This is a genomic window from Streptomyces lavendulae subsp. lavendulae, from assembly GCF_002803845.1.
In the GTDB taxonomy this organism is placed as follows: domain Bacteria; phylum Actinomycetota; class Actinomycetes; order Streptomycetales; family Streptomycetaceae; genus Streptomyces; species Streptomyces lavendulae.
On record NZ_CP024985.1, the window covers coordinates 3,518,758 to 3,540,326 of the forward strand.

The 21,569-nt window shown below is 72.3% G+C and carries 19 protein-coding genes and 1 pseudogene; 6 read left to right on the forward strand and 14 right to left on the reverse strand.

Annotated features, from left to right (window positions below; all coding sequences use genetic code 11):
• Positions 1 to 94 precede the first annotated feature (94 nt).
• From SLAV_RS14955 to SLAV_RS14995, 10 genes and pseudogenes are all read right to left on the reverse strand, one after another.
• The gene (locus SLAV_RS14955; RefSeq protein WP_030231064.1) at positions 95 to 493 is read right to left on the reverse strand and encodes a cytidine deaminase; all 399 of its coding nucleotides are present in this window, start codon (positions 491 to 493) and stop codon (positions 95 to 97) included.
• Positions 490 to 1,755, reverse strand: coding sequence for an ABC transporter permease (locus SLAV_RS14960; protein ID WP_030231061.1), 1,266 nt, complete (start codon positions 1,753 to 1,755; stop codon positions 490 to 492). The genes SLAV_RS14955 and SLAV_RS14960 overlap by 4 nt, the downstream gene beginning before the upstream one ends.
• Positions 1,752 to 2,867: an ABC transporter permease gene (locus SLAV_RS14965; RefSeq protein WP_030231059.1), complete on the reverse strand. Its 1,116-nt coding sequence runs from the start codon at positions 2,865 to 2,867 to the stop codon at positions 1,752 to 1,754. The genes SLAV_RS14960 and SLAV_RS14965 overlap by 4 nt, the downstream gene beginning before the upstream one ends.
• Complete coding sequence (locus SLAV_RS14970) at positions 2,864 to 4,597, reverse strand: ABC transporter ATP-binding protein (protein WP_394298621.1); 1,734 nt, start codon at positions 4,595 to 4,597, stop codon at positions 2,864 to 2,866. The genes SLAV_RS14965 and SLAV_RS14970 overlap by 4 nt, the downstream gene beginning before the upstream one ends.
• 165 nt (positions 4,598 to 4,762) lie before the next feature.
• On the reverse strand, positions 4,763 to 5,830 hold the full coding sequence (locus SLAV_RS14975; protein ID WP_030231055.1) for a BMP family lipoprotein: 1,068 nt from the start codon (positions 5,828 to 5,830) through the stop codon (positions 4,763 to 4,765).
• A 242-nt stretch (positions 5,831 to 6,072) separates the two neighbouring features.
• On the reverse strand, positions 6,073 to 7,317 hold the full coding sequence (locus SLAV_RS14980; RefSeq protein WP_030231052.1) for an amidohydrolase: 1,245 nt from the start codon (positions 7,315 to 7,317) through the stop codon (positions 6,073 to 6,075).
• 137 nt (positions 7,318 to 7,454) lie between these two features.
• Entirely contained in the window at positions 7,455 to 8,648 is a 1,194-nt protein-coding gene (locus SLAV_RS14985; RefSeq protein ID WP_199922174.1) for a hypothetical protein, read from the reverse strand.
• Between the two features lie 36 nt (positions 8,649 to 8,684).
• Entirely contained in the window at positions 8,685 to 9,599 is a 915-nt protein-coding gene (locus SLAV_RS42415) for an N-acetylneuraminate synthase family protein (RefSeq protein ID WP_030231047.1), read from the reverse strand.
• A 360-nt stretch (positions 9,600 to 9,959) separates the two neighbouring features.
• Positions 9,960 to 10,328 (reverse strand): annotated as a pseudogene (locus SLAV_RS42420) (cytidylyltransferase domain-containing protein); the annotation flags it as partial.
• Positions 10,325 to 11,728 carry a DUF6716 putative glycosyltransferase gene (locus SLAV_RS14995; RefSeq protein ID WP_234333634.1) on the reverse strand — a complete coding sequence of 468 codons (1,404 nt, stop codon included), beginning with the start codon at positions 11,726 to 11,728 and terminating at the stop codon, positions 10,325 to 10,327. The pseudogene SLAV_RS42420 and the gene SLAV_RS14995, both read right to left, overlap by 4 nt.
• A gap of 155 nt (positions 11,729 to 11,883) precedes the next feature.
• Here SLAV_RS14995 and SLAV_RS15000 point away from each other — a divergent pair, with 155 nt between their 5' ends.
• Both SLAV_RS15000 and SLAV_RS15005 read left to right on the forward strand, forming a co-directional pair.
• Positions 11,884 to 12,873: a glycosyltransferase family 2 protein gene (locus SLAV_RS15000; RefSeq protein WP_030231042.1), complete on the forward strand. Its 990-nt coding sequence runs from the start codon at positions 11,884 to 11,886 to the stop codon at positions 12,871 to 12,873.
• On the forward strand, positions 12,870 to 14,216 hold the full coding sequence (locus tag SLAV_RS15005) for a polysialyltransferase family glycosyltransferase (protein ID WP_030231039.1): 1,347 nt from the start codon (positions 12,870 to 12,872) through the stop codon (positions 14,214 to 14,216). The genes SLAV_RS15000 and SLAV_RS15005 overlap by 4 nt, the downstream gene beginning before the upstream one ends.
• Here SLAV_RS15005 and leuE read toward each other — a convergent pair.
• Complete coding sequence (gene leuE / locus SLAV_RS15010) at positions 14,209 to 14,862, reverse strand: leucine efflux protein LeuE (protein ID WP_030231036.1); 654 nt, start codon at positions 14,860 to 14,862, stop codon at positions 14,209 to 14,211. The genes SLAV_RS15005 and leuE overlap by 8 nt on opposite strands.
• Positions 14,863 to 14,919: 57 nt before the next feature.
• Positions 14,920 to 16,503 carry an acyl-CoA mutase large subunit family protein gene (locus SLAV_RS15015; RefSeq protein WP_030231033.1) on the reverse strand — a complete coding sequence of 528 codons (1,584 nt, stop codon included), beginning with the start codon at positions 16,501 to 16,503 and terminating at the stop codon, positions 14,920 to 14,922.
• A 181-nt stretch (positions 16,504 to 16,684) separates the two neighbouring features.
• Between SLAV_RS15015 and SLAV_RS15020 the strand changes: the two genes are divergently transcribed.
• A complete protein-coding gene (locus tag SLAV_RS15020; RefSeq protein ID WP_234333633.1) occupies positions 16,685 to 17,542 on the forward strand; it encodes a L,D-transpeptidase family protein in 858 nt (285 codons plus the stop codon).
• Positions 17,543 to 17,825: 283 nt separating this feature from the next.
• On the opposite strand, the gene SLAV_RS15025 is transcribed toward SLAV_RS15020, so the two are convergent.
• Both SLAV_RS15025 and SLAV_RS15030 read right to left on the reverse strand, forming a co-directional pair.
• Positions 17,826 to 18,830 (reverse strand): hypothetical protein, encoded by a 1,005-nt coding sequence (locus SLAV_RS15025; RefSeq protein WP_030231026.1) that lies wholly within the window; start codon positions 18,828 to 18,830, stop codon positions 17,826 to 17,828.
• On the reverse strand, positions 18,830 to 19,573 hold the full coding sequence (locus tag SLAV_RS15030) for an RNA polymerase sigma factor (protein WP_030231023.1): 744 nt from the start codon (positions 19,571 to 19,573) through the stop codon (positions 18,830 to 18,832). Before SLAV_RS15030 ends, SLAV_RS15025 begins: the two co-directional genes overlap by 1 nt.
• A 285-nt stretch (positions 19,574 to 19,858) precedes the next feature.
• Between SLAV_RS15030 and SLAV_RS15035 the strand changes: the two genes are divergently transcribed.
• From SLAV_RS15035 to SLAV_RS15045, 3 genes are all read left to right on the forward strand, one after another.
• The gene (locus SLAV_RS15035; protein ID WP_341869025.1) at positions 19,859 to 20,527 is read left to right on the forward strand and encodes a 2-oxo-4-hydroxy-4-carboxy-5-ureidoimidazoline decarboxylase; all 669 of its coding nucleotides are present in this window, start codon (positions 19,859 to 19,861) and stop codon (positions 20,525 to 20,527) included.
• 152 nt (positions 20,528 to 20,679) lie between these two features.
• Positions 20,680 to 21,060, forward strand: a complete 381-nt coding sequence (gene sdhC / locus SLAV_RS15040; RefSeq protein WP_078950366.1) for a succinate dehydrogenase, cytochrome b556 subunit — start codon at positions 20,680 to 20,682, stop codon at positions 21,058 to 21,060.
• Positions 21,061 to 21,065: 5 nt separating this feature from the next.
• Positions 21,066 to 21,548 carry a succinate dehydrogenase hydrophobic membrane anchor subunit gene (locus SLAV_RS15045; RefSeq protein WP_030231015.1) on the forward strand — a complete coding sequence of 161 codons (483 nt, stop codon included), beginning with the start codon at positions 21,066 to 21,068 and terminating at the stop codon, positions 21,546 to 21,548.
• The last annotated feature ends 21 nt before the right edge of the window (positions 21,549 to 21,569 follow it).

Genomic DNA, 21,569 nt, shown 5'->3' on the forward strand with positions numbered 1-21,569 from the left:
AGGAAATGTTCGAGGGGGTTCGAGCGGGGCCCGACCGGCCCGGGGGAAGCGGGACGGCCCTCCGCCCGGCAGGGGCGGAGGGCCGTCGGCACGGCTATCTCAGGTGGTCGGGCCCGAAGGCCTGCGGCAGCATCGCGCTCAGCGGGAGGATCCCGTCGGGCGTGTCCACCAGCAGTTCCGGGCCGCCGAACTCGTAGAGCAGCTGGCGGCAGCGCCCGCAGGGGACGAGGCTCGCGCCCTTGCCGTCCACGCACGTGAAGTGGGTGAGACGGCCGCCGCCGGTGGCCTGGAGGGAGGAGACCAGGCCGCACTCGGCGCACAGGCCGAGTCCGTAGCTCGCGTTCTCGACGTTGCAGCCGGTCACGACCCGGCCGTCGTCGACCAGCGCGGCCACCCCGACCGGGAAGCCCGAGTAGGGGGCGTACGCCCGGGTCATCGCGTCCCGGGCGGCCGTCCGCAGGGCTTCCCAGTCCACCGCGTGCTCCGCGGTCACTTGCCCTGGCCCTTGCGGTACGGCATGCCGTCCGCCTTGGGCATGCGCAGGCGCTGCGCCGACAGGGCGAGCACGAGCAGCGTGGTCAGGTACGGGGCGGCGTCGACGAACTGGCTCGGCACCTGGTCGGTGAGCGCGTACCAGAGGAAGAGGCCGGCGGCGCAGACCGCCGCGATGGCGGCCTGGACGTGCTTCTTCTTGTACAGCTGCCAGACGACGACGAGCACCAGCAGGATCGCCAGGAGCAGCAGCATCGCGTGGACGTTCTCGGCACCGCCGCGCAGGCGGAGGCTGTAGGTGAAGCCGAAGAGGCCCGAGCCGAGGGCCATGCCGCCCGGCATCCAGTTACCGAAGATCATCGCGGCGAGACCGATGTAGCCGCGGCCGCCGGTCTGGCCCTCCTGGTAGATGCCGGTGGAGACGATCGCGAGGAAGGCGCCGCCGAGGCCGGCCATCGCGCCGGAGACGATCACCGCGATGTACTTGTACTTGTAGACGTTGACGCCGAGGGACTCGGCGGCGATCGGGTTCTCACCGCAGGAGCGCAGTCGCAGGCCGAAGGCCGTGCGCCACAGCACCCACCAGGTGGCGGGGACCAGGAGCACCGCGACGACGGTCAGCAGCGAGAGGTTGGTGACCAGACCGCCGACGACGCCGGCGGCGTCCGAGATCAGGAACCAGTGCTTGCCCTGGAGTGTCGCCATCCAGTCGGACAGCCCCGGGATCGTGATCTCGGTGATCGGATCGATGCGCGGGGACTGCTTGGAGGAGCCGCCCGGGGTCTTGTCGAAGGTGAAGTTCGACAGGTACTGGGTGAAGCCGACGGCCAGGATGTTGATCGCCACACCGGAGACGATGTGGTTCACGTTGAAGGTCACGGTGATGACCGCGTGCAGCAGGCCGCCGATCGCGCCGCCGATGATGCCGACGAGGACACCGGTCCACGGACCCCACTGGTAGCCGGCCCAGGCGCCGAACCAGGTGCCGAGGATCATCATGCCTTCGAGGCCGATGTTGACCACGCCCGCGCGCTCGGCCCACAGGCCGCCGAGGCCCGCGAGGGCGATCGGCACCGCGAGCTGGAGGGCGCCGGAGACCTGGCCGACGGAGGTCAGGTCGTTGGCCCCGGAGATCAGCCGGACGACCGAGACCAGTGCGAGGCCTCCCGCGATCATCAGCAGGATCCAGGGCAGGGTGAGCTTGCGGCGGCCGCCGCCCTTCTTGGGCGCGGCGCTCGTCGCGGAAACGGTGCTGGTGCTCACGCCGCGACCTCCTTGTTGTCGGTCTTGAGGGCGTGGCCGGCGGCCAGCTCTTCGCCGACCTTCTGCTGCTGGCGGCGGATGCCGTAGCGGCGGACGAGCTCGTAGCTGACGACGACCGCGATCACGATCAGGCCCTGCATGATCGTGCCGATCTCCTTGGCGTACCCCTCGGTGTCGAGACCGGCGGACGCCTTGTCGATGAAGGCGATCAGGAAGGCCGAGAAGAAGATGCCGATCGGGTTGTTGCGGCCGAGCAGCGCGACGGTGATACCGGTGAAGCCGACACCCAGCGGGAAGGACAGGTTGTACGTGTGCGACTCGCCCAGCAGCAGCGGCATGCCGGTCAGACCGGCGACCGCGCCCGAGATGAGCATGGCGGTCATGATCATCTTCTTGGGCTCGACACCGGAGGCCTGCGCGGCGGACTCGCTGGCGCCGGAGGCGCGCAGGTCGAAGCCGAAGCGGGTCCGGTTGAGCACGAACCAGTAGACGACGCCGAGCACGAAGGCGACGAAGGTGAAGCCGTAGATGTCGCCGCCGGACAGGGACAGGGCCGGGAACCAGCCGGACTCCGGGATGTCACCGGTGGTCAGGTCGTTCGAGCCGGCCGGCTGCACGCCGAGGTTCTTCGGCAGGATCAGCCAGGCGATCAGCGAGGTCGCGATGGCGTTGAGCATGATCGTGGAGACGACCTCGCTCACGCCGCGGCGGGCCTTGAGGACGCCCGCGATACCGGACCAGAAGGCGCCGGTCGCCATGGCGACGAGCACGATCAGCAGGACGTGCAGGGGCCCGGGCAGCGAGACCGAGGCGCCGACGACGGCCGAGACCATCGCCGCGAGGCGGTACTGGCCGTCGACGCCGATGTTGAAGAGGTTCATCCGGAAGCCGATGGCGACGGCCAGGGCTGCCAGGAAGTAGATGCCGGCCTGATTGATGATCAGGACCTGGATGTCCTCGTAACCCGCCTGCTCGATCATGATCCGCAGCGGGTCGATCGGGTCCACGCCCGAAGCGGCCAGCACGATCATGGTCAGCACCAGGGCGCTGACCAGTGCGAGCACCGGTCCGGCGGCTGCCAGGAGCAGCCGGTCCTTGTCGAATTTCTTCATCGGGCCTCGTCCTCCGTGGTGTCGCCGTCGACCCCGGCGGAGCTGTCGTCGTGGGCTTCGAGGTGCCCGCTGGCGGCGCCGGTCATGGCGGTGCCGAGCTCCTCGGGGGTGATCGTCGCAGGGTCGGCGTCCGCGACCAGGCGACCGCGGTAGATGACGCGCAGGGTGTCGGACAGGCCGATCAGCTCGTCCAGGTCGGCCGAGATCAGCAGCACGGCCAGGCCCTCGCGACGGGCCTCGCGGATGGCGTCCCAGATCTGCGCCTGCGCGCCGACGTCCACACCACGGGTGGGGTGCGCGGCGATCAGGAACTTCGGGTTGTGGCTCATCTCGCGGCCGACGATCAGCTTCTGCTGGTTGCCGCCGGACAGGGAGGCCGCGGTGACGTCGATGCCGGGGGTGCGGACGTCGTACTCGCGCACGATCCGCTCGGTGTCCTTGCGGGCGGCCTTCGGGTCGAGGATGCCGCCCTTGGAGTTCGGCCGCTCGGTGACGTGGCCGAGGATGCGGTTCTCCCAGAGGGGGGACTCCAGGAGCAGGCCGTGCCGGTGGCGGTCCTCGGGGATGTAACCGATGCCGCCCTCGCGGCGCTTGCGGACCGGCATCTTGGTGATGTCGGCGCCGTCGAGGGTGATGACGCCCGCGTCGGGGGTGATCATGCCCATGAGGGCCTCGATCAGCTCCGTCTGGCCGTTGCCCTCGACGCCGGCGATGCCGAGGATCTCGCCCTTGTGGATGGTGAAGCCGATCCCGTCGAGCAGGAGGCGGCCGGCGACCGGGGCCTCGCGCAGGTCGGTGTCGGAGTCGCCCAGGACCGGCGTGGAGGTCTCCGGGGTGGTGACGGTGCCGGACTCGGCGACGGTCAGGTTCTCGACCTTGAGCATCGGGGTCGTGGTCACCGTGGACTCGCGGGTCTCCGGCGAGGGCAGCTCGGTGCCGACCATGAGCTCGGCGAGCTGCTTGGTCGTGGCCGTCTTCGGGTCGGCGGTGCCGACCGTGGTGCCGCGGCGGATGACGGTGATGTCGTCGGCGACCTTCAGCACCTCGCCCAGCTTGTGCGAGATGAAGATGACGGTCAGGCCCTCGGCCTTGAGCTCGCGCAGGTTGTCGAAGAGCGCGTCCACTTCCTGCGGCACGAGCACGGCGGTGGGCTCGTCGAGGATGAGGGTCTTCGCGCCGCGGTAGAGGACCTTGAGGATCTCCACGCGCTGGCGGTCGGCGACGCCGAGGTCCTCGATCAGGGCGTCGGGACGCACGCCGAGGCCGTACGCGTCCGAGATCTCCATGATCTTCTTGCGGGCCTTGCCGCCGATGCCGTAGAGCTTCTCGCCGCCGAGGACGACGTTCTCCAGGACGGTGAGGTTGTCGGCCAGCATGAAGTGCTGGTGCACCATGCCGATCCCGCGGGCGATGGCCTCGCCGGGGTTGTTGAAGGAGACCTGCTCCCCGTCGATGGCGATGGTGCCCTCGTCCGGCTTCTGCATGCCGTAGAGGATCTTCATCAGGGTCGACTTGCCGGCACCGTTCTCACCGATGAGGGCGTGGACCGTGCCCTTGCGGACGGAGATGGCGATGTCCTTGTTGGCGACGACGCCGGGGAAACGCTTGGTGATGCCGTGCAGTTCTACGGCGAGAGGGGGGCTGGACGCGTTGATGACGCACTCTCCTTGGCGCGGAAGGAGCTGGAAAGCCAAGTTGGCAGGGGGGACAGGGCGGGGGAGAGAAGGTATCGCGTCCACGATGCCTCTACGCGCGTAGCACTGTCGAAAGTGAAAACTTGCGGCCAACTGGCCACAAGTTCGCACGGACTGGGGGCGAAGACGCGGCTCGGGGTCCGGGAGCGGGTTGACCGCTCCCGGACCCCGGAGACCGCGACTAGGCGTCAGACAAGGGCCTTACGGCGCGGTCTTGACGGTGATCTTCTTCGCGATGATGTCGGCCTTGGCCTTCTCCACCGCGGCGGTGATGTCGGTCATCGACTTGTACTGCGGGTTGGACTCCGCCAGGCCGACACCGTTCTTGTCCAGGCCGTAACGGACCTCGCCGGCCTCCGGCTTGCCGTCCTTGACCGACTTGATCAGGTCGTACACCGCGAGGGAGACGTCCTTGGTGACCGAGGTCAGGATGTGGTCCTTGTACTTCGCCAGACCGGGCTGGTTGTACTGGTCGGAGTCGACGCCGATGGCCCACTTGCCCGCGGTGGAGGCGGCCTCGATGGCGCCCGAGCCCGCGAGACCGGCGGCGGCGTAGATCACGTCGGCGCCGCCGTCGAGCTGGCCCTTGGCGGTGGCCTTGCCGAGGTCGGGCTTGGCGAAGCCCGAGAAGTCCGGCGGCTGGGTCAGGTAGGCCGACAGCACCTTGGCGTTCGGGTTGGTGTCCTTGACGCCCTGCTCGAAGCCCGCCTGGAACTTCTTGATCAGCGGAACCTCGACACCGCCGATGAAGCCGACCGTGCCGGTCTTGGACGCCTTGGCGGCGGCGACGCCGGCCAGGTAGGAGCCCTGCTCCTCGTTGAAGACCAGGTTGGCGATGTTCGTGCCGGTCTTCGAGGTGTCGTCGATGATGCCGAACGTGGTGTTCGGGAACTTCTTCGCGACCTTCTCGATGGCCGGGGCGTAGGAGAAGCCGACGCCGATGACCGGGTTGTTGCCCTTGCGCGCCAGCTCGGTGAGGCGCTGGACCTTGTCGGCCTCGCTCTCGCCCTCGGTGGGCTCCGCCTCGGCGGTCTTGACCTTGAGGTCCTTCGCGGCCTTCTCCAGGCCCGCGTAGGCGGCGTCGTTGAACGACTGGTCGCCGCGGCCACCGACGTCGTAGGCGATTGCGGCGCCGGCGTTCTTCGTCTCCGAGGACGAGGAGGACGACGACGAGGCGTCCGAGGACTTCTTTCCGCCACAGGCGGTGGCCGAGAGGGCCAGCGCCGCGGACGCGATGCCCACGGTGGCGATCCTGGTGATCCGGCGCAAGGGGAGGCTCCTTCAAAACCTGACCGAAGCGCCACGACCGGCGCTGGTTTAGCGGCGATCGTAACGCGCGTAGATGTCAGTTAAAGGCCCGTTCATGAGTCGTTATCGGATCGTCGCGAACCGGACAGTGACCGATCGGTAACTCGACAGGTGCCCAGCCCTTGCGTACCAAGGGCTGGACAGCTCCACCGGCGGAGCCCGCATTGGGGTAGGGATTTCGGCCCCGCACCGCCCCGCGTGCGCTACCTCACTGCGCCGGGGCGGCGGCCGTCGAGCAGCGCGACGGCGGTGAAGAACTCCACGCCGACGCCGATCGCGCTCTCGTCGACGTCGAAGTCGCCGCGGTGCAGGTCGCGCTTGGCGGTGTCGCCGGGCCTGCGGGTGCCGAGGCGGGCCATGGCGCCGGGCACGTGCTCCAGGTACCAGGAGAAGTCCTCGCCGCCGAGGCTCTGCTCGGTGTCCTCGACCGATCCGGCGCCGCAGCGGGCCGCCATCGCCTCCCGGAGCAGTTCGGTGACGACCGGGTCGTTGACCACCGGGGGGACCCCGCGCACGTGGTTGATCTCGAACTTCGCCCCGTGCATCGTGGCGACCTCGTCGATCGCCGCGTGGATCATGTCGGGGGCCTCGTACCAGGCGTTCAGGTCCAGGCAGCGGATGGTTCCGGACAGCTCCGCCTGCATCGGGATGACGTTGCAGGCGTGGCCCGCCTCGATCCGGCCCCAGGTGACCGACATGCCCGAGCGGGCGTCCATGCGCCGGGTCAGCAGGGCGGGGACGTCGACCGCGAGGCGGGCGGCGGCCGTCACCAGGTCGGTGGTCAGGTGCGGGCGGGCGGTGTGGCCGCCGGGGCCGGACAGGCTGACCTCCAGCCGGTCGCAGGCGGAGGTGATCGGCCCGGCCCGCAGTCCGATCCGGCCCGCGTCGACGCGCGGGTCGCAGTGGACCGCGATGATCCGCCCCACCCCGTCCAGCACCCCGGACTCGATGGCCTCGGTCGCGCCGCCCGGCAGCACCTCCTCGGCGGGCTGGAACAGCAGCCGCACCGGGCGGGGCAGCAGCCCCTGGCGGTCGAGCTCGGCGAGCACCAGGCCCGCACCGAGGACGACGGCCGTGTGCACGTCGTGCCCGCAGGCGTGGGCGCGGTCCGGGACGGTGGAGCGGTACGCGACGTGCGCCTTGGCGTCCGGGATCGGCAGGGCGTCGATGTCCGCGCGCAGGGCCAGCATCGGCCGCCCCCCGTCCCAGGTCCCGACGTCACAGATCAGCCCCGTACCGGACTTCAGCACGCGTGGGCGCAGGCCGGCTTTTTCGAGCCGCGCCTTGATCGCCGCCGTGGTGCGGAACTCCTGGTGTCCTAGCTCGGGATGCATGTGCAAGTCCCGTCGGAAGGCGATCAGTTCGGCACGCAGGTGGTCCGGAAGCGTGCCGGGCAGCTCGGGCCGGTCGGGCGTGCCGGGCAGGGCGGTCTGGGACTCGCGGGACATCAACTGGTTCACCCGTTGAAGGGTAGGCGCACGGATGGGTCAACTGGCCGGAGATCACCAAAAGTTCATGCCGTTAGGGGAAAGAAACCCGGCCTCTGGACGCATGACCGTATGCTGCCGGGGGTAAACTCGCGCGCTCATCCGGCGGCGGGGGCCGCCTGAGCGGGGAGTCTGCGCACATCACGGGCCGTTTCGGTGACGCCCGCGAGGAAGCTGCGGGCCCTCGGCGAGGCGGCGGTGGTGAGCCAGGCCGGGTCGATATCGCATACGGCCACCGTCACGCCAGTCCCGGTCAGCGCGTACGGCAGCGTGTGGACGACGGTGGACGGGAAACTGACGATCGTACGGCCGACCGGGCCGCGCCGGGCGATCAGCTCCAGCGGCAGGTCCGGGCGCACGATCTCCAGCCCGGTCGCCTCGCTCAGCGCGCGCAGCTTCTCCGGGGACTCGCGGCGGTGCGCGAAGTAGCGGGTCACCCCGTGTTCCAGGGTCAGGGCGCGGACCGCGTCGAGGTAGCGGGCCGGATCGACGACCCCGGTCTCCACGAGGGAGGTGCCGACCAGGTCGGTGCCCTTGGTCAGCCGGGGCGGGCCGAACCGGGAGCGGGTCCAGGCGAAGTCGTTGACGCGCAGCCGCATCCCGGGCAGCGGGGTGATGGGCATCGAGGTGAACACCTCCGTGACGCGCCCGCCGCGCGGGGTCAGCCGGCGCCGCGCCGTCCCCGACACCGGGGCGTACGCGAGTTCGCGCGCCCGGGTCAGGGTCCCGCCGCCGGTGCGGTGCCAGCGGCGCAGCCGCTCGCCGCGCCCGAGCTGCGCGATGAACTCCATGGTGGCGGTGCCGTCGTCCACGACGGTCAGTTCGGCGGTGCGGGCCGGGACCAGCAGCAGCTGGACGAGCCGCGAGAAGGGGTCCCCGACGACGATCCGCCCGGCCCGGCGCACGGCCGGGGCGAGCGCGGCCAGGGCCCCGAACGGGCTGCCGGAGCCGCCGCGGGCCTCCTGCCAGTGCACGGCGTGGCCCTCGTCGCGGGCGATTCCGGCGACCCGGCGCAGCTGTCCGCGGGACATCGGGTCGGTGGGCGGCAGGACGACGACGCGCAGCCACCCGGCGTCCGGCCGCGGCGGGCCGTCCTGCGGGCGGCGGGCGCGGCCGGGGAGGGAACCGGGCTGGCGGGGAACGGCGGACAGCAGGGGGGCGGGCGCGCCGGCCGCGGCGCCGGCGTCGGTGTGGGCGATGTCGGTGTGGGCGTGGGCGTGGGCCCATTCGAGCACGTTGAGCAGCTGGACCGGGCTCTCGACGAGGGCCAGCGTGGGGACGGGAGAGTTCACCACGAAATCCGCTCTTGGAGGAGGGGTGGGGCCGGGTCAGACCGCTGCCGGGGCCTGGCCCTGGACGCGGCGGAGCTTCTTCATGGGGCCGAGCTCGGACGCGTAGACCTTCTTGACGCCGTCGCCGAGGGCGGTCTCGATGGTGCGGATGTCGCGCACGAGGCGGGCGAGGCCGCCGGGTTCGACGGAGGCGGCCTGGTCGGAGCCCCACATGGCGCGGTCGAGGGTGATGTGCCGCTCGACGAAGGTGGCGCCGAGGGCGACGGCGGCGAGGGTGGTCTGCAGGCCGGTCTCGTGGCCGGAGTAGCCGATCGGGACGTTCGGGTACTCGTCCTGGAGGGTGTTGATGACGCGCAGGTTGAGCTCCTCCGCCTTGGCCGGGTACGTCGAAGTGGCGTGGCAGAGGAGGATGTTGTCGCTGCCGAGGACCTCGACGGCGTGCCGGATCTGCTTGGGGGTGGACATGCCCGTGGACAGCACGACGGTGCGGCCGGTGGCCCGCAGGGCGCGCAGGAGTTCGTCGTCGGTGAGGGAGGCGGAGGCCACCTTGTGGGCGGGCAGGTCGAACTTCTCCAGGAAGGCGACGGCCTCGGTGTCCCAGGGGGAGGCGAACCAGGCGATGCCGCGGCGGGCGCAGTGCTCGTCGATGGCCAGGTAGTCGGCCTCGCCGAACTCGACGCGGTGGCGGTAGTCGATGTACGTCATCCGGCCCCAGGGGGTGTCGCGTTCGACGTCCCACTGGTCGCGCGGGGTGCAGATCTCCGGGGTGCGCTTCTGGAACTTGACGGCGTCGCAGCCCGCGTCGGCGGCGGCGTCGATGAGGGCGAAGGCGGTGCCGAGGTCGCCGTTGTGGTTGATGCCGATCTCGCCGACGACGTAGACCGGGTGACCGGGGCCCGCGATGCGTGAACCGAAGCTGCGCTGGCGGGAGTCGGTGGTGGCGACGGTCATGACGGGGGGTGTCCTTCGCTCGGTGGGGAGGGGGTCCGGTGCGTGGGGGGTGTCGAGGAGGGGCGCCAGGAGGCGGGCGCGGGCGAGGTCGTGCGGGTCGTCGATCTCCAGGACCCGCGCCGGGTCGGCCGGCACGGGCAGGGTCCGGCCGAAGAAGCGGTGCCGGGCGGTGCGGAAGCCGGCCGCGTCCATGGCGTAGGCGGCGCCGGTCTCCAGCAGTTCGGCGGGGCGGTCCTGCCTCCGGGGCCGGTACGCCGCCTCGTGGTTGACCCCGGCTCCGCGGCCGTCCGGTTCCGTCCGCCACAGGAAGCCGTGGAAGGGGGCGGCGGTCAGGGCGGTGTCGGCGGCGCCCGAGGCCACGGCCGCGGCGACCGACTCGACGTCCGAGGGGGTCAGGAAGGGGCTGGTGCACTGGACCAGGAGGAGCACGTCCACGGTGAGGGAGTGCAGTTCCTCGAAGGAGTCCAGGGCGTGCAGCAGGGCCGCCTCGCTGCTCGCGGTGTCCCCGGAGAGGGCCGCGGGCCGGGTGACCACGGCGGCTCCCGCGGCGCGGGCGGCCGCCGCGACGGCCGGGGAGTCGGTGGAGACCACCACGTCGGTGACGGTGGGCGCGGCCCGGCAGGCCCGCACGGCGCGGGCGACGAGCGGGATCCCGCCGACGGGTGCGGTGTTCTTGCCGGGCACGCCCTTGGATCCGCCGCGGGCCGGGATCACCGCGAGGACCCTCACAGCTCGCCCAGCCGTCGGATCACCGGGGCCACCCGCTGGACGCCGTGCCGGTAGGCGCCCCGGGCGGCCTCGCGCAGGTGGGCGCGGAGCCAGCGGCGGGCCCCGGAGGACTCCCCCGCCGTGCGGGCGCCGGTTCCGGGGAGCGGGGTCCCGTCGGGGGCGAGCCGGTGGCGGGCCAGGATCCCGGGGAGGTAGCCGGGGGCGGTGGCGGGCGTGTAGTACGGGGCCACGGGCGGCAGCCGGTCGGCGGCGAGCAGCCGCGCGACGCGCTCCCGCGCGGCGGCGTAGGGGTCGCCGGCGGCCTGGGCGACCGGCCCGGCCGGGGCGACCGGCCCGGCCGGGGTGACCGGCGCGACCCCGTGGGCCGTGAGCCAGGCCGGGTCGCCGCCGGGGAGGAGGCCCTCGTCGAGCTGGTCCCACGAGGCCAGGCAGCCGGAGCCCAGGAAGTGGTGGTTGCCGAGCGCCTCGCGGATGCCGAGGTCGGTCAGGACGGCGGTCGGGATGCCCCGGTGCAGGGACTCCAGCGCGGCGGTGGAGGACACGGTGACCAGCAGGTCGGTGCCGTCCAGCACCTCGCCCATGTTCCCGTACACCAGGCGGCAGTTGGGCGGCAGCCCGCCGGGAAGGCGCTCGGCCAGCCGCTGGTAGGGGTGTTCCTCCAGGTGCGTGGTGTGCTCCCCGGGGCGGCTGCGCAGTTTGACGAGCACCTCCCGGCCCGGGTGCAGCCGGGCGTGCCGGGCGGCGCGCTCCAGGAGGTAGGCGCGGTCGGCGCGGCCCTCCGGGACGGACGGCTGCACCGCGAAGACGACCCGGTGGGCGCGGTCGCCCGCGCTCTCGTAGGCCGCGCCGTCCAGGAAGGGCAGGGCGGTCTCGACGACGGCCGCCGGATCGGCGCCCACGCCCTCGTAGACGGCGCGGAAGCGGGCGGCGTCGTGCCGGGAGTTGGCGAGGACGAGGTCGGCGCCGTGCCGCAGCAGCAGCCCGTCGGCGAGCTTCTCGTAGACGACGCCGACGTAGCCGGTGACGAGGACGGGGCGGGCGGCCGGGTCGGGCCACAGGGCGCGCACCCCGTGCAGGACGGCCTGGACGGCGCCGCCGACGAGGGCGAGGACGACCACGTCGTAGTGCCGGCGGCCGAGTTCGGCGAGGAACTCGGCGCACGTCACCTCCACGGGGCCGCCGTCCGCCTCCCCGACGCCCGCCTCGCCGAGCTGGCGCGCGGTGGGGGTGGCCCGGCCGCGCAGTACGTACCCGGCGGGTGCGGGGGCGTCGGGGGCGAGGCGGCGGGCGGTGAGGGCGCCCCATTTCCAGCGGGTGTCGGAATCCGCGAGTACGGCGACGCGTTGATCGGACCGGCTGCTGCTGAGTGGCACTGGCACCCGGCAGAAGCTATTCCGCATTTCCGGTGATCGGCCCAACGAGCGCACAACGGCGGGTTAACAACCCGTCGACGAAATGCGAAAGCGCCCTGGTTAACGCGCCCGCCCCACGTCGTTCACATGGAATCCGCGTCCGGGCCATGGTGAATGCCGGACCGCGTCCTAATGTCTCGCGGGTGCCCAAGCTCTCTGTTGTCGTGCCGTTCTACAACGTGCTGACGTACGCACCGGATGTCCTGAAGGGACTCGGACTCAACGCGCGTGACGATTTCGAGTTCCTGCTCGTCGACGACCGTTCCACGGACGGGACGTCCGGGCTCCTGGAGCGCGCGGCGGCGGGCGGCCTGCCCGGGGCGGTGCACCTCAGACGGGAGCGCAACGGCGGGCTGGCGACGGCCCGCAACACCGGACTGGACGCGGCGCGCGGCGAGTACATCGCCTTCCTGGACGGCGACGACTGGCTGGCGCCGGGCCACCTGGCCCGTACCCTGGCCGCCATCGAGGCTCTGGACTGCGATTTCGTCCGCACCGACCACGTGCAGGTGACGGGCCGGGAGCGGACCGTGCAGCGGGTGCCGTACGGGCCGCAGGGGGTGGTGGCCGATCCGCGCGCGGGGATCCTGCCGGCCGCGCGGGCCACGGCGGTGGACTATCCGTACGCCTGGGCGGGGATGTACCACCGGAGGCTGCTGGACCGGGGCCTGCTGCACTTCACGGACGGGCTGCGGACGGCGGAGGACCGGCCGTGGATCTGGCGGCTGCACCGTACGGCGCGGTCCTTCGCGACGGTCGGCGAGGCCGGAATCTTCTACCGGCGCGGCATTTCCACCTCGCTCACCCAGATCGGGGACGGGCGTCAGCTCGATTTCATTCGAGCATTTGATCAAGTGCTCGCGGACACCGCCATGGACCGGGAATCCGAACTCCTGCTCCCCAAGGCCGTCCGAACGTATTGCGCGATTATCGCGCACCATATCGGCTCCATCGAAAGGTTCGAACCGGCCGTGGCGAAAAAACTCCGGGCGATGAGCGCGGAAGCGCTCGGGCGCATGCCGCGACCCCTGCTGGAACGGGCGCTCGACTCGATGGACGCCGACCGCTCCGCGCTGCTGCGCAGGCTGCGGCGCCGCACACCCGCCAACGGGGCCGCCGGGGCCGCCGCGTGAGCGGCGACCGCGTCACCCAGGTCTTCCTCGCCTCCACCCTCTACGGGACGGCCACCCTCGCCGCCGCCCTCGACGCGGGCTCCTTCCCTGCGGCCGCCCGCCGGATCCTGCTGACCAGCAACCACTCCCTCACCCCCGAGGTCACCCCCGGCATCGACGCCATGCCGGGCTTCGAGGCGCTGCGGACCCGCTTCGACGAGGTGCGCGACTGGAACGCCTTCCTCGCCCCGCAGCACCCGAGCACCTGGGCCCCGCGCCCGGACGACGTCCCGCTGTGGGAGCGGCAGCTGCGCTCCCTGTGGGGGCTGGGCGGGGACCGGATCGAGCTGGTGGTGGAGTCCCTCCAGGTGCCGCCCGCGCAGAGCCTGTGCCGGCTGTTCCCGGGCGCGGCGGTCGACGTGTACGCGGACGGGCTGATGTCCTACGGCCCCACCCGCTTCCGCCTCGACCCGCAGATCGGCATGCGGGTGCGGCGGGTGCTCCACCTCGACCTGGTCCCGGGCCTGGAGCCGCTGCTGCTGACGGAGTTCGGGGTGCCCGCGGAGCCGGTCCCGGCGCCCGCCTTCCTCAAGGTCATGGCGGAGCTGGCGGGGCTGGCCGGGCTGCCCGACGAGAGCGACTACGTACCCCCGGAGCCCTGCGCCCTGCTCCTGGGCCAGTACCTCTCCGCGCTGGACCTGATGTCCCCGGCGCAGGAGGAGGAACTGCACGTCGCGATGGTGCGCGGGGCCTGGGAGCGGGGCCACCGGGAACTGGTCTTCAAACCGCACCCCTCCGCCCCGGCGGCCTACTCCCGGCGGGCGGAGGAGGAGGCCGAGCGGCTCGGGGCGCGGCTGACGGTGCTGGACGCGCCCGTGCTGGCGGAGACCCTGTACGAGCGGCTGCGCCCCGCCCTGGTGGCGGGCTGCTTCTCGACGGGGCTGCTCACGGCGCGGGCCCTGTACGGGATCCCCGTCGCGCGCACCGGGACCGGTCCGCTGCTGGCCCGGCTGGCCCCGTACCAGAACAGCAACCGGATCCCGCTGACGCTGGTGGACGCGCTGGTCCCGGACCTGGCGGCGGAGCCGGCCGACGGGCCGGGCGCCCCGGAGGACCTGCCCGGTCTGGTCACCGCCGTCGGCTTCGCCATGCAGCCGCGGATCCTCGCCGACCGGCGGGAGCGGGCCGAGGCCCATCTGGCCCGGCACCTGGACGGGCGGACCCGGCACTACTTCAACCGCCGCCGGCTCACGACGCTGGGCCTGCCGGGCGGGATCCCCGCGCGGCTGTCCTTCCTGCCCCGCAGCCCCGCCGTGCGCCGGGCCGTGCACCGGCTGCGGCGGGGGCTGCGCCGGGTCAGCTGACGGCGAGCTTCGCGGCGAAGCCCAGGAAGATCACTCCGGCCGCCGAGGTGGCCCCGGCCGCGAGCCGCTTGCGGCGGCGGAAGGCGGCGGAGAGGCGGGTGCCGGTGAATATCAGGGTGGACAGGTACAGGAAGCTGACCAGCTGGGAGACGGTCCCCAGCAGCAGGAAGGACAGCGCCGGGTAGGAGTAGTGGGGGTCCACGAACTGCACGAAGAAGGACAGCAGGAAGAGGATCGCCTTCGGGTTGAGCAGGCTCACCACCAGCGCCCGCCGGAACGGCCGTTCGGCGGCGGCGCCGACCCCCTCGCGATCCGCCGGGGCCTCCTCGTCGCGCGCGCGGCGGCTGCGCCACATCGCCAGGGCGCCGCGCAGCATGCCCACGGCCAGCCAGCCGAGGTACCCGGCGCCGAGCACCTTGACCGCGGTGAACAGCACGGGGCTGGTCTGGAGCAGCGCGCCCGCGCCGACGGCTGCCAGCACCATCAGCACGGTGTCCCCGGTGAACACCCCGGAGGCGGCCTTGTAGCCCTCCTTCACCCCGCGCCGCGAGGCCACGGAGAGCACGTAGAGGGAGTTCGGTCCCGGCAGCAGCACGATCAGCACGACGGCGGCGAGATACGTAGGAAGATCTGTCACACCCAGCATGTGCAGGAGTGTCCCATGAGGACGCACCTGTCGCGCCAGTGAATTCCGTCGCACCCGTCAGCTCGGCTCGTACGTCCCCCAGACCTCCCGCAGCACCCCGCACACCTCCCCCACCGTGGCCCGTGCCCGCAGGGCCTCCTTCATCGGGGGGAGCACGTTCTCCCCGGTCCCGGCCGCCGCCCGGCGCAGCGCCGCCAGCTCCCGCTCCACCGCCGCCCCGTCCCGTGCGGCCCGCAGCCGCGCGAGCGCCGCGCACTGGCGGGCCTCGATCGCCGGGTCCACGCGCAGCGGCTCGTAGGGCTCCTCCCGGTCGAGGGCGAACCGGTTGACCCCGACGACCACCCGCTCCCCGGCCTCCTGCTCCCGCACGATCCGGTACGCGTTGGCCTCGATCTCCCCCTTCTGGAAGCCGGCCTCGATCGCCGCGACCGCCCCGCCGAGCTCCTCGACCCTGCGCATCAGGGCGAGCGCGGCCGCCTCCACCTCGTCGGTCATCCGCTCGACCGCGTACGAACCGGCGAAGGGGTCGGCGGTGTGCGGGACGTCGGTCTCGTGCGCGAGGACCTGCTGGGTGCGCAGCGCGAGGCGGGCCGCCTTCTCCGTCGGCAGGGCGATGGCCTCGTCGAAGGAGTTGGTGTGCAGCGACTGCGTGCCCCCCAGTACGGCGGCCAGCGCCTGCACGGCCACCCGTACGAGGTTCAGCTCCGGCTGCTGCGCCGTCAGCTGGACCCCGGCGGTCTGGGTGTGGAAGCGCAGCATCAGCGACTTCGGGTCGCGCGCCCCGAACTCCTCGCGCATCAGCCGGGCCCAGATCCGCCGGGCCGCCCGGAACTTCGCGACCTCCTCCAGCAGGGTGGTGCGGGCGACGAAGAAGAACGACAGCCGGGGCGCGAACGCGTCGACCTCCATGCCGGCCGCCAGCGCGGCACGGACGTAGGCGACGGCGTCGGCGAGGGTGAAGGCGATCTCCTGCGCGGGCGAGGCCCCGGCCTCGGCCATGTGGTAGCCGGAGACGGAGATGGTGTTCCACTTCGGGATCTCGGCGCGGCAGTAGCGGAAGGTGTCGGCGGTCAGCCGCAGGGAGGGACCGGGCGGGAAGATGTACGTCCCGCGCGCGATGTACTCCTTCAGGATGTCGTTCTGCACGGTGCCGGTCAGCAGCGCGGGATCGATGCCCCGCTCCTCGGCGACGAGCTGGTACATGAGCAGCAGCAGGGCGGCCGGGGCGTTGATGGTCATCGAGGTGGAGACCCGGTCGAGGGGGATCCCCTCGAAGAGCACCCGCATGTCCTCGACGGAGTCGACGGCCACCCCGACCTTGCCGACCTCCCCCCGGGCGAGCGGGGCGTCGGAGTCGTGCCCCATCTGGGTGGGCAGGTCGAAGGCCACGGACAGCCCGGTCCCGCCGCCCTCGATGAGCCGGTGGTAGCGGGCGTTGGACTCGGCGGCCGTGCCGAACCCGGCGTACTGGCGCATCGTCCAGGGGCGCCCGGTGTACATGGTGGGGTGGATCCCCCGGGTGTACGGGTACGCGCCGGGCTCCCCCAGGCTCACCGCCGGGTCCCAGCCGGCCAGGTCCTGCGGCCCGTAGACGGGTTCGATCGGGATGCCGCTCTCGGTGCGCGGTGTGGGACGGACCATGACGCGATTCCTCCGTGTCCGTGCTGCCGGCCGGCCGGAGGCTGGTACAACCGTGCCCACGGCGGCCGCTGGTCACAATGGCGCAACAACGGGTGAACGTCCGCAACTGTCCACGCCCACCAGGCATCACCTAGTACACGACGTCGAAGACCGGGGGACCGCGATGCACCGCCAGAGAGTCATGATCCGTACGTTCGGCCTGGCCGCGGCCGTCGCGCTGGCAGCGACCGGCTGCGGCCCCCAGAAGTCCGGCGCCGCACCGGCGGCGCCGTCCTCGCCGGTGGCGGGGAGCTCGCCCGCGGCCTCCCCCTCCACGCCGGACGACGGCAAGGCGGGCGCGTCCTCGCCCGCGGCCTCGCCCTCGCAGCCGTCCTCCCCGTCGGCCTCCGCGCCGTCCTCCCCCGGGGTGAAGCCGATCATGGCGAACGGCGACGAGAGCGAGCAGATCCGCGAGCTCCAGGCGCGGCTGCGCCAACTGAAGCTGCTGTCGACGGCGCCGACCGGGTTCTACGGCTCGAAGACGACCGCCGCGGTCAAGACCTTCCAGTCCCAGCACGGGCTGGGCGCCACCGGTTCGGTGGACGAGGCCACCTGGCAGAAGATCCAGGGCCTCAGCAAGAAGCCGACGGACGACGAGCTGCGCCCGCCGACCACCAACGAGGTCGACGCCCCGGACCCGCGCTGCATGCAGGGCCGGGTCATGTGCATCAGCAAGGAGAGCCGGACCCTCGCCTGGATGATCGACGGCAAGGTGGTCTCCACCATGGACGTGCGCTTCGGCTCGGAGAACACCCCGACCCGCGAGGGCGAGTTCCAGGTGGGGTGGAAGGCCAAGGAGTGGACGTCGACGATCTACCACACGTCGATGCCGTACTCGATGTTCTTCAGCGAGGGCCAGGCGGTGCACTACTCGTCGGACTTCGCGGCCCGCGGCTACGCCGGCGCCTCGCACGGCTGCGTGAACGTCCGGGACAAGGCCAAGCTGTCGGCGCTGTTCGACCAGGTGAAGGTGGGCGACAAGGTCGTCGTCTACTGGTGAACCCGGTAGCGGATTGAGGGCGCGGGCAGGGCCGGGGGAACGTGCCCCGCCCGCGCCGGTTGCGCAGAGCCCAGGGGTACGGGGGGAACCCCGGCTCATGCGCGGCCGATGACCAGTCGGCTCAATATGTACTGCGCCGGGGGTGCGGAAAGTGTTACTGCCTCCCGCGCGGGGCGTTGCCCCAGCGTTTCGGAGACCGGAGCGGACCCCCGTCCCGGCCCGGAAACTACGGCGATTTTCAGCCAAGCCCGGGGTGCGGAATCAGCGGGTGGTCAGCGGGTGGTCAGCTGGTACGGAAGCCCAGCGCGCCGCCCGCCTTCGGGGACGGCGCCGGGACCAGGGCGCTGCCGGGGTCGACGGAGCCGCTCTGCGGCAGGCCGTCGCGGACCCCGTCCAGCACGGCCTCGCAGAAGCGCGCGATCTTCGCCGGGGTGCCGGCGAGGCTGGAGAGGCGCTTGCGGCGGTCGTCGTCGAGCCGGCCCGAGCGGTAGTCCTGGCACAGCGAGGCGGACTTGACCTGGTCGTCCCGGCCGTGGTCCTTGCCGCCGGTGAGCTTGTCGGTGACCTTGTCGCGGCCGCCGTCCGAACCCGTACCCGTGCCGGTCCCCGCGTCGAACCCCGCGCCCGTGCCCCCGGTGCCGGGCGGCAGCGACACGCTGCCCGACGGCGCGCCGGGGACCGTACGGGACTCCGTACCGGGCACCCGCGAGGCCCCCGGGCCGGCGGACGCCGCGCCCTCGCCGACGCGCGGCGGGGTGGGGCGCGGCTGCGGGACGAGGGTGGGGCCGGCGGTGTCCGCCGCGGGCGCCGGATCGGTGTCGGCGCTGATCGAGACGGCGGGGGCGGGGCCCGCGGTGTGATGCGTGACACGGTCGAACAGCCCGCCGGCCGCGGCGGCGGCGATCCCGCCCACGGCCACGCCGGCCAGCGCGGCGGCCAGCCCGAAGCGCACGGGGGCTCCGCCGCGCCGCTGCGCGGGGATCCGTACGCGGGGTATCGGGGCCAGGTCGACCAGTTGTTCGCGGTCCTCCCCCGGCGCCCGCGCGCCGGGCCGGACGGCCTCGGGCCGCGCGGCGCGCGCCGCGCGGAAGGCGGCCACCGCGGCGGCCTCGCCGGGCAGCTCGCCGGCGGCGGGACGGGAGGGGGTCAGGGCGTCGAGGGCGGCGCGCAGCCGGGCGGCCTCGGCCCTGGCGCGCGGGTCGGCGCCGGAGGCGACGGGGCCGGTCCCCGGGCACAGCAGCTCGTCCGCCGCGGCTTTGTCCAGCCACGCGTTGTGCTCGTCGGCCATCACATGTCCTTCTGCGTCCGCCAACGTGAATGCGTCACACCGGTCGGTTCCGCCAGGCCCGCGCTCCGCGCGCGCTGCGCCGGCACCGCGTCGAGGTCACGCTCCCGCGCCTGGTCACCGGCATTATGGCCGAACCGCCGGACGGCGTCCCCGCCGCGTTCCGCTTCCCCGTCCGCGGGGCCCGCGGACCCGGACTCGGCGGTCAGCAGTTCGGCGAGCTTCTTGAGCCCCCGGTGCGCGGCCGTACGGACGGCGCCGGGCCGCTTGCCGAGGGTCTCGGCCGCGCTCTTCGCGTCCAGGCCGACGACCACGCGCAGGACGACGGCCTCCGCCTGGTCCTGCGGGAGCTGCGCGATCAGGGCCATGGTGCGGCCGGTGGACAGGGCCTCCATGGCCTCGCCGGCCGTGTCGCTGTCGGCGGCGCGCCCGGTGAGTTCGCTCTCGTCGCCGCCGACGGCGGGCCGCCGGCCGCGCATGCGGATGTGGTCGAGGGCCCGGTTGCGGGCGATGCGGGCGGCCCAGCCGCGGAAGCGGTCGGCGTCGCCGGTGAAGGAGTCGAGGTCGCGGGCGATCTGCAGCCATGCCTCGGAGGTCACGTCCTCCGCGTCGCCGTCACCGACGAGCGTGCGGACGTATCCGAGCAGGCGTGGGTGCACGGCGCGGTACACAGTCCGGAACGCGCTTTCGTCGCCGTCCTGTGCCGCGAGCACCGCGGCGGTCAGCTCCGCGTCGTCCCCCAGCAAAGTCCCCAACCCGTTCGACGTCCTGTACGTGTGGCGCAAATCCGCACGTTACGGCTTTCACGCACCTCTCGTCCACGAGTTGTACAACCAGCAACCGACCCTGCGCGGAGCGGGGTGTGACACAAAACGCACTCCGGACGCTGACAGGGGTACGGGCTTGTCGCACGAGTCCGTGACGGATGGCGACCGGGGCCTCTCCTGTGGGGGGTGGCGGCCTCGGTCGCCCTCCCCTCCTCCAGGCCGCTCCACACCCCTGCCCGGGTCATCCTTTCGGCTCACTTACGGGTGAAATCCCCCTATCGGCGGGACACTCCCCCACGGAGATCGCTAGCGTGGCGGCACACCCGCGCCACGCCCCCGAGGAGAACTCCGCTGTCCAGCCACCTTCCGGCACAGGTCCGCGGCCCGGTCTCCGCCCCCGGCACCGGGCTGACGCACTTCAACACGCTGCCGCCCGACGTCGCCCGGACGGCCCTGACGCACTGCTGCGGCAGCCGGCGCTGGGCGCAGCGGATGGCCGCCCACCGCCCGTACCCGGACACCGCGTCCCTGCTGGCGGCGGCCGACGAGGCCGCGTACGACATGTCCCAGGGCGACCTGACGGAGGCGCTGGCGCGGGAGTCCTCGGCCGAGCTGGGCCGCGGGGCCCCGTACGCGGCGCTCCTCGCGCTCGACGCGGCGCGGGCGGAGTACGAGCGGACCTTCGGCCACGCCTTCGTGATCTGCCTGGACGGGCACCCGCCGGAGGAGCGGGTGGACCAGCTGCTGGCCGCGATCCGCCGCAGGCTCGCTCACGAGGTGGACGAGGAACGCTCCATCGCGGCGGACGAGCTGCGCATGGTCGCCCGCTCCCGGCTGACGCGGCTGCTGGCGCGGCTGGCGGACGCGCACCGGGACGGTCCCGACGATGGGCTGTCCGAGGCCGATTTCGGGCTATTCGCCCCTGTGGGATAGTCCGTCCGTGCCTGTTTGATCACACCGATGGACCCGGCGCAAGGGAACCGACAAAGCGTCGCTACGATGTCCGGGGCCGGAGGACCGTACCCGGCCGGGCCCGACCGACAAAGAAGCCGGCTGGCCCCCGCCCCGCTTCCGGAGGGTTTTCCGTGCCGGCTGGAACGTTGTACCGCGGCCGGGAAGGAATGTGGTCCTGGGTGGCTCATCGAGTCACCGGCGTCCTCATTTTCTTCTTCCTGTTCGTACACGTCCTCGACACCGCTCTCGTCCGCGTCTCCCCTGAGGCGTACGACGATGTCGTGGCTACCTACAAGACTCCGATCGTCGCGCTGCTGGAGTACGGCCTCGTCGCCGCCATCCTGTTCCACGCGCTCAACGGTCTCCGTGTCATCGCCGTGGACTTCTGGTCCAAGGGCCCGCGCTACCAGAAGCAGATGCTCTGGTCCGTCGTAGGCATCTGGATCCTGCTGATGATCGGGGCCCTCTACCCCGTCCTCGGCCACGCCTACCGCGTTCTGTTCGGGGAGTGACACGCATGTCTTCTGACACTTCTTCCGCCCGGGCGATCGGTGACGTGGAGGGCGTCTCCCTCTACGACGTCGAGAACCCGGCGCCGTACATCGAGGCCCCGCGCAAGCGGACCGGCAAGACGCCGCGCTCGACCCGCGGCAACTTCGAGATGGCCGCGTGGCTCTTCATGCGCCTCTCGGGCATCGTGCTGGTCGTCCTCGTCATCGGCCACCTCGTCATCCAGCTGGTGCTGGACGGCGGTGTCTCCAAGATCGGCTTCGCGTTCGTCGCCGGTCGCTGGGCGTCCCCGTTCTGGCAGGTCTGGGACCTGCTGATGCTGTGGCTGGCCATGCTGCACGGCGCCAACGGTCTGCGTACCGTCATCAACGACTACGCGGAGCGCGCCAACACGCGGCTGTGGCTGAAGGGCCTGCTCTACACCGCCACGGTGTTCACCATCCTTCTGGGCACGCTGGTGATCTTCACCTTCGACCCGAACATCCGCTAGGCAACGGGGCTGAGGCGAATC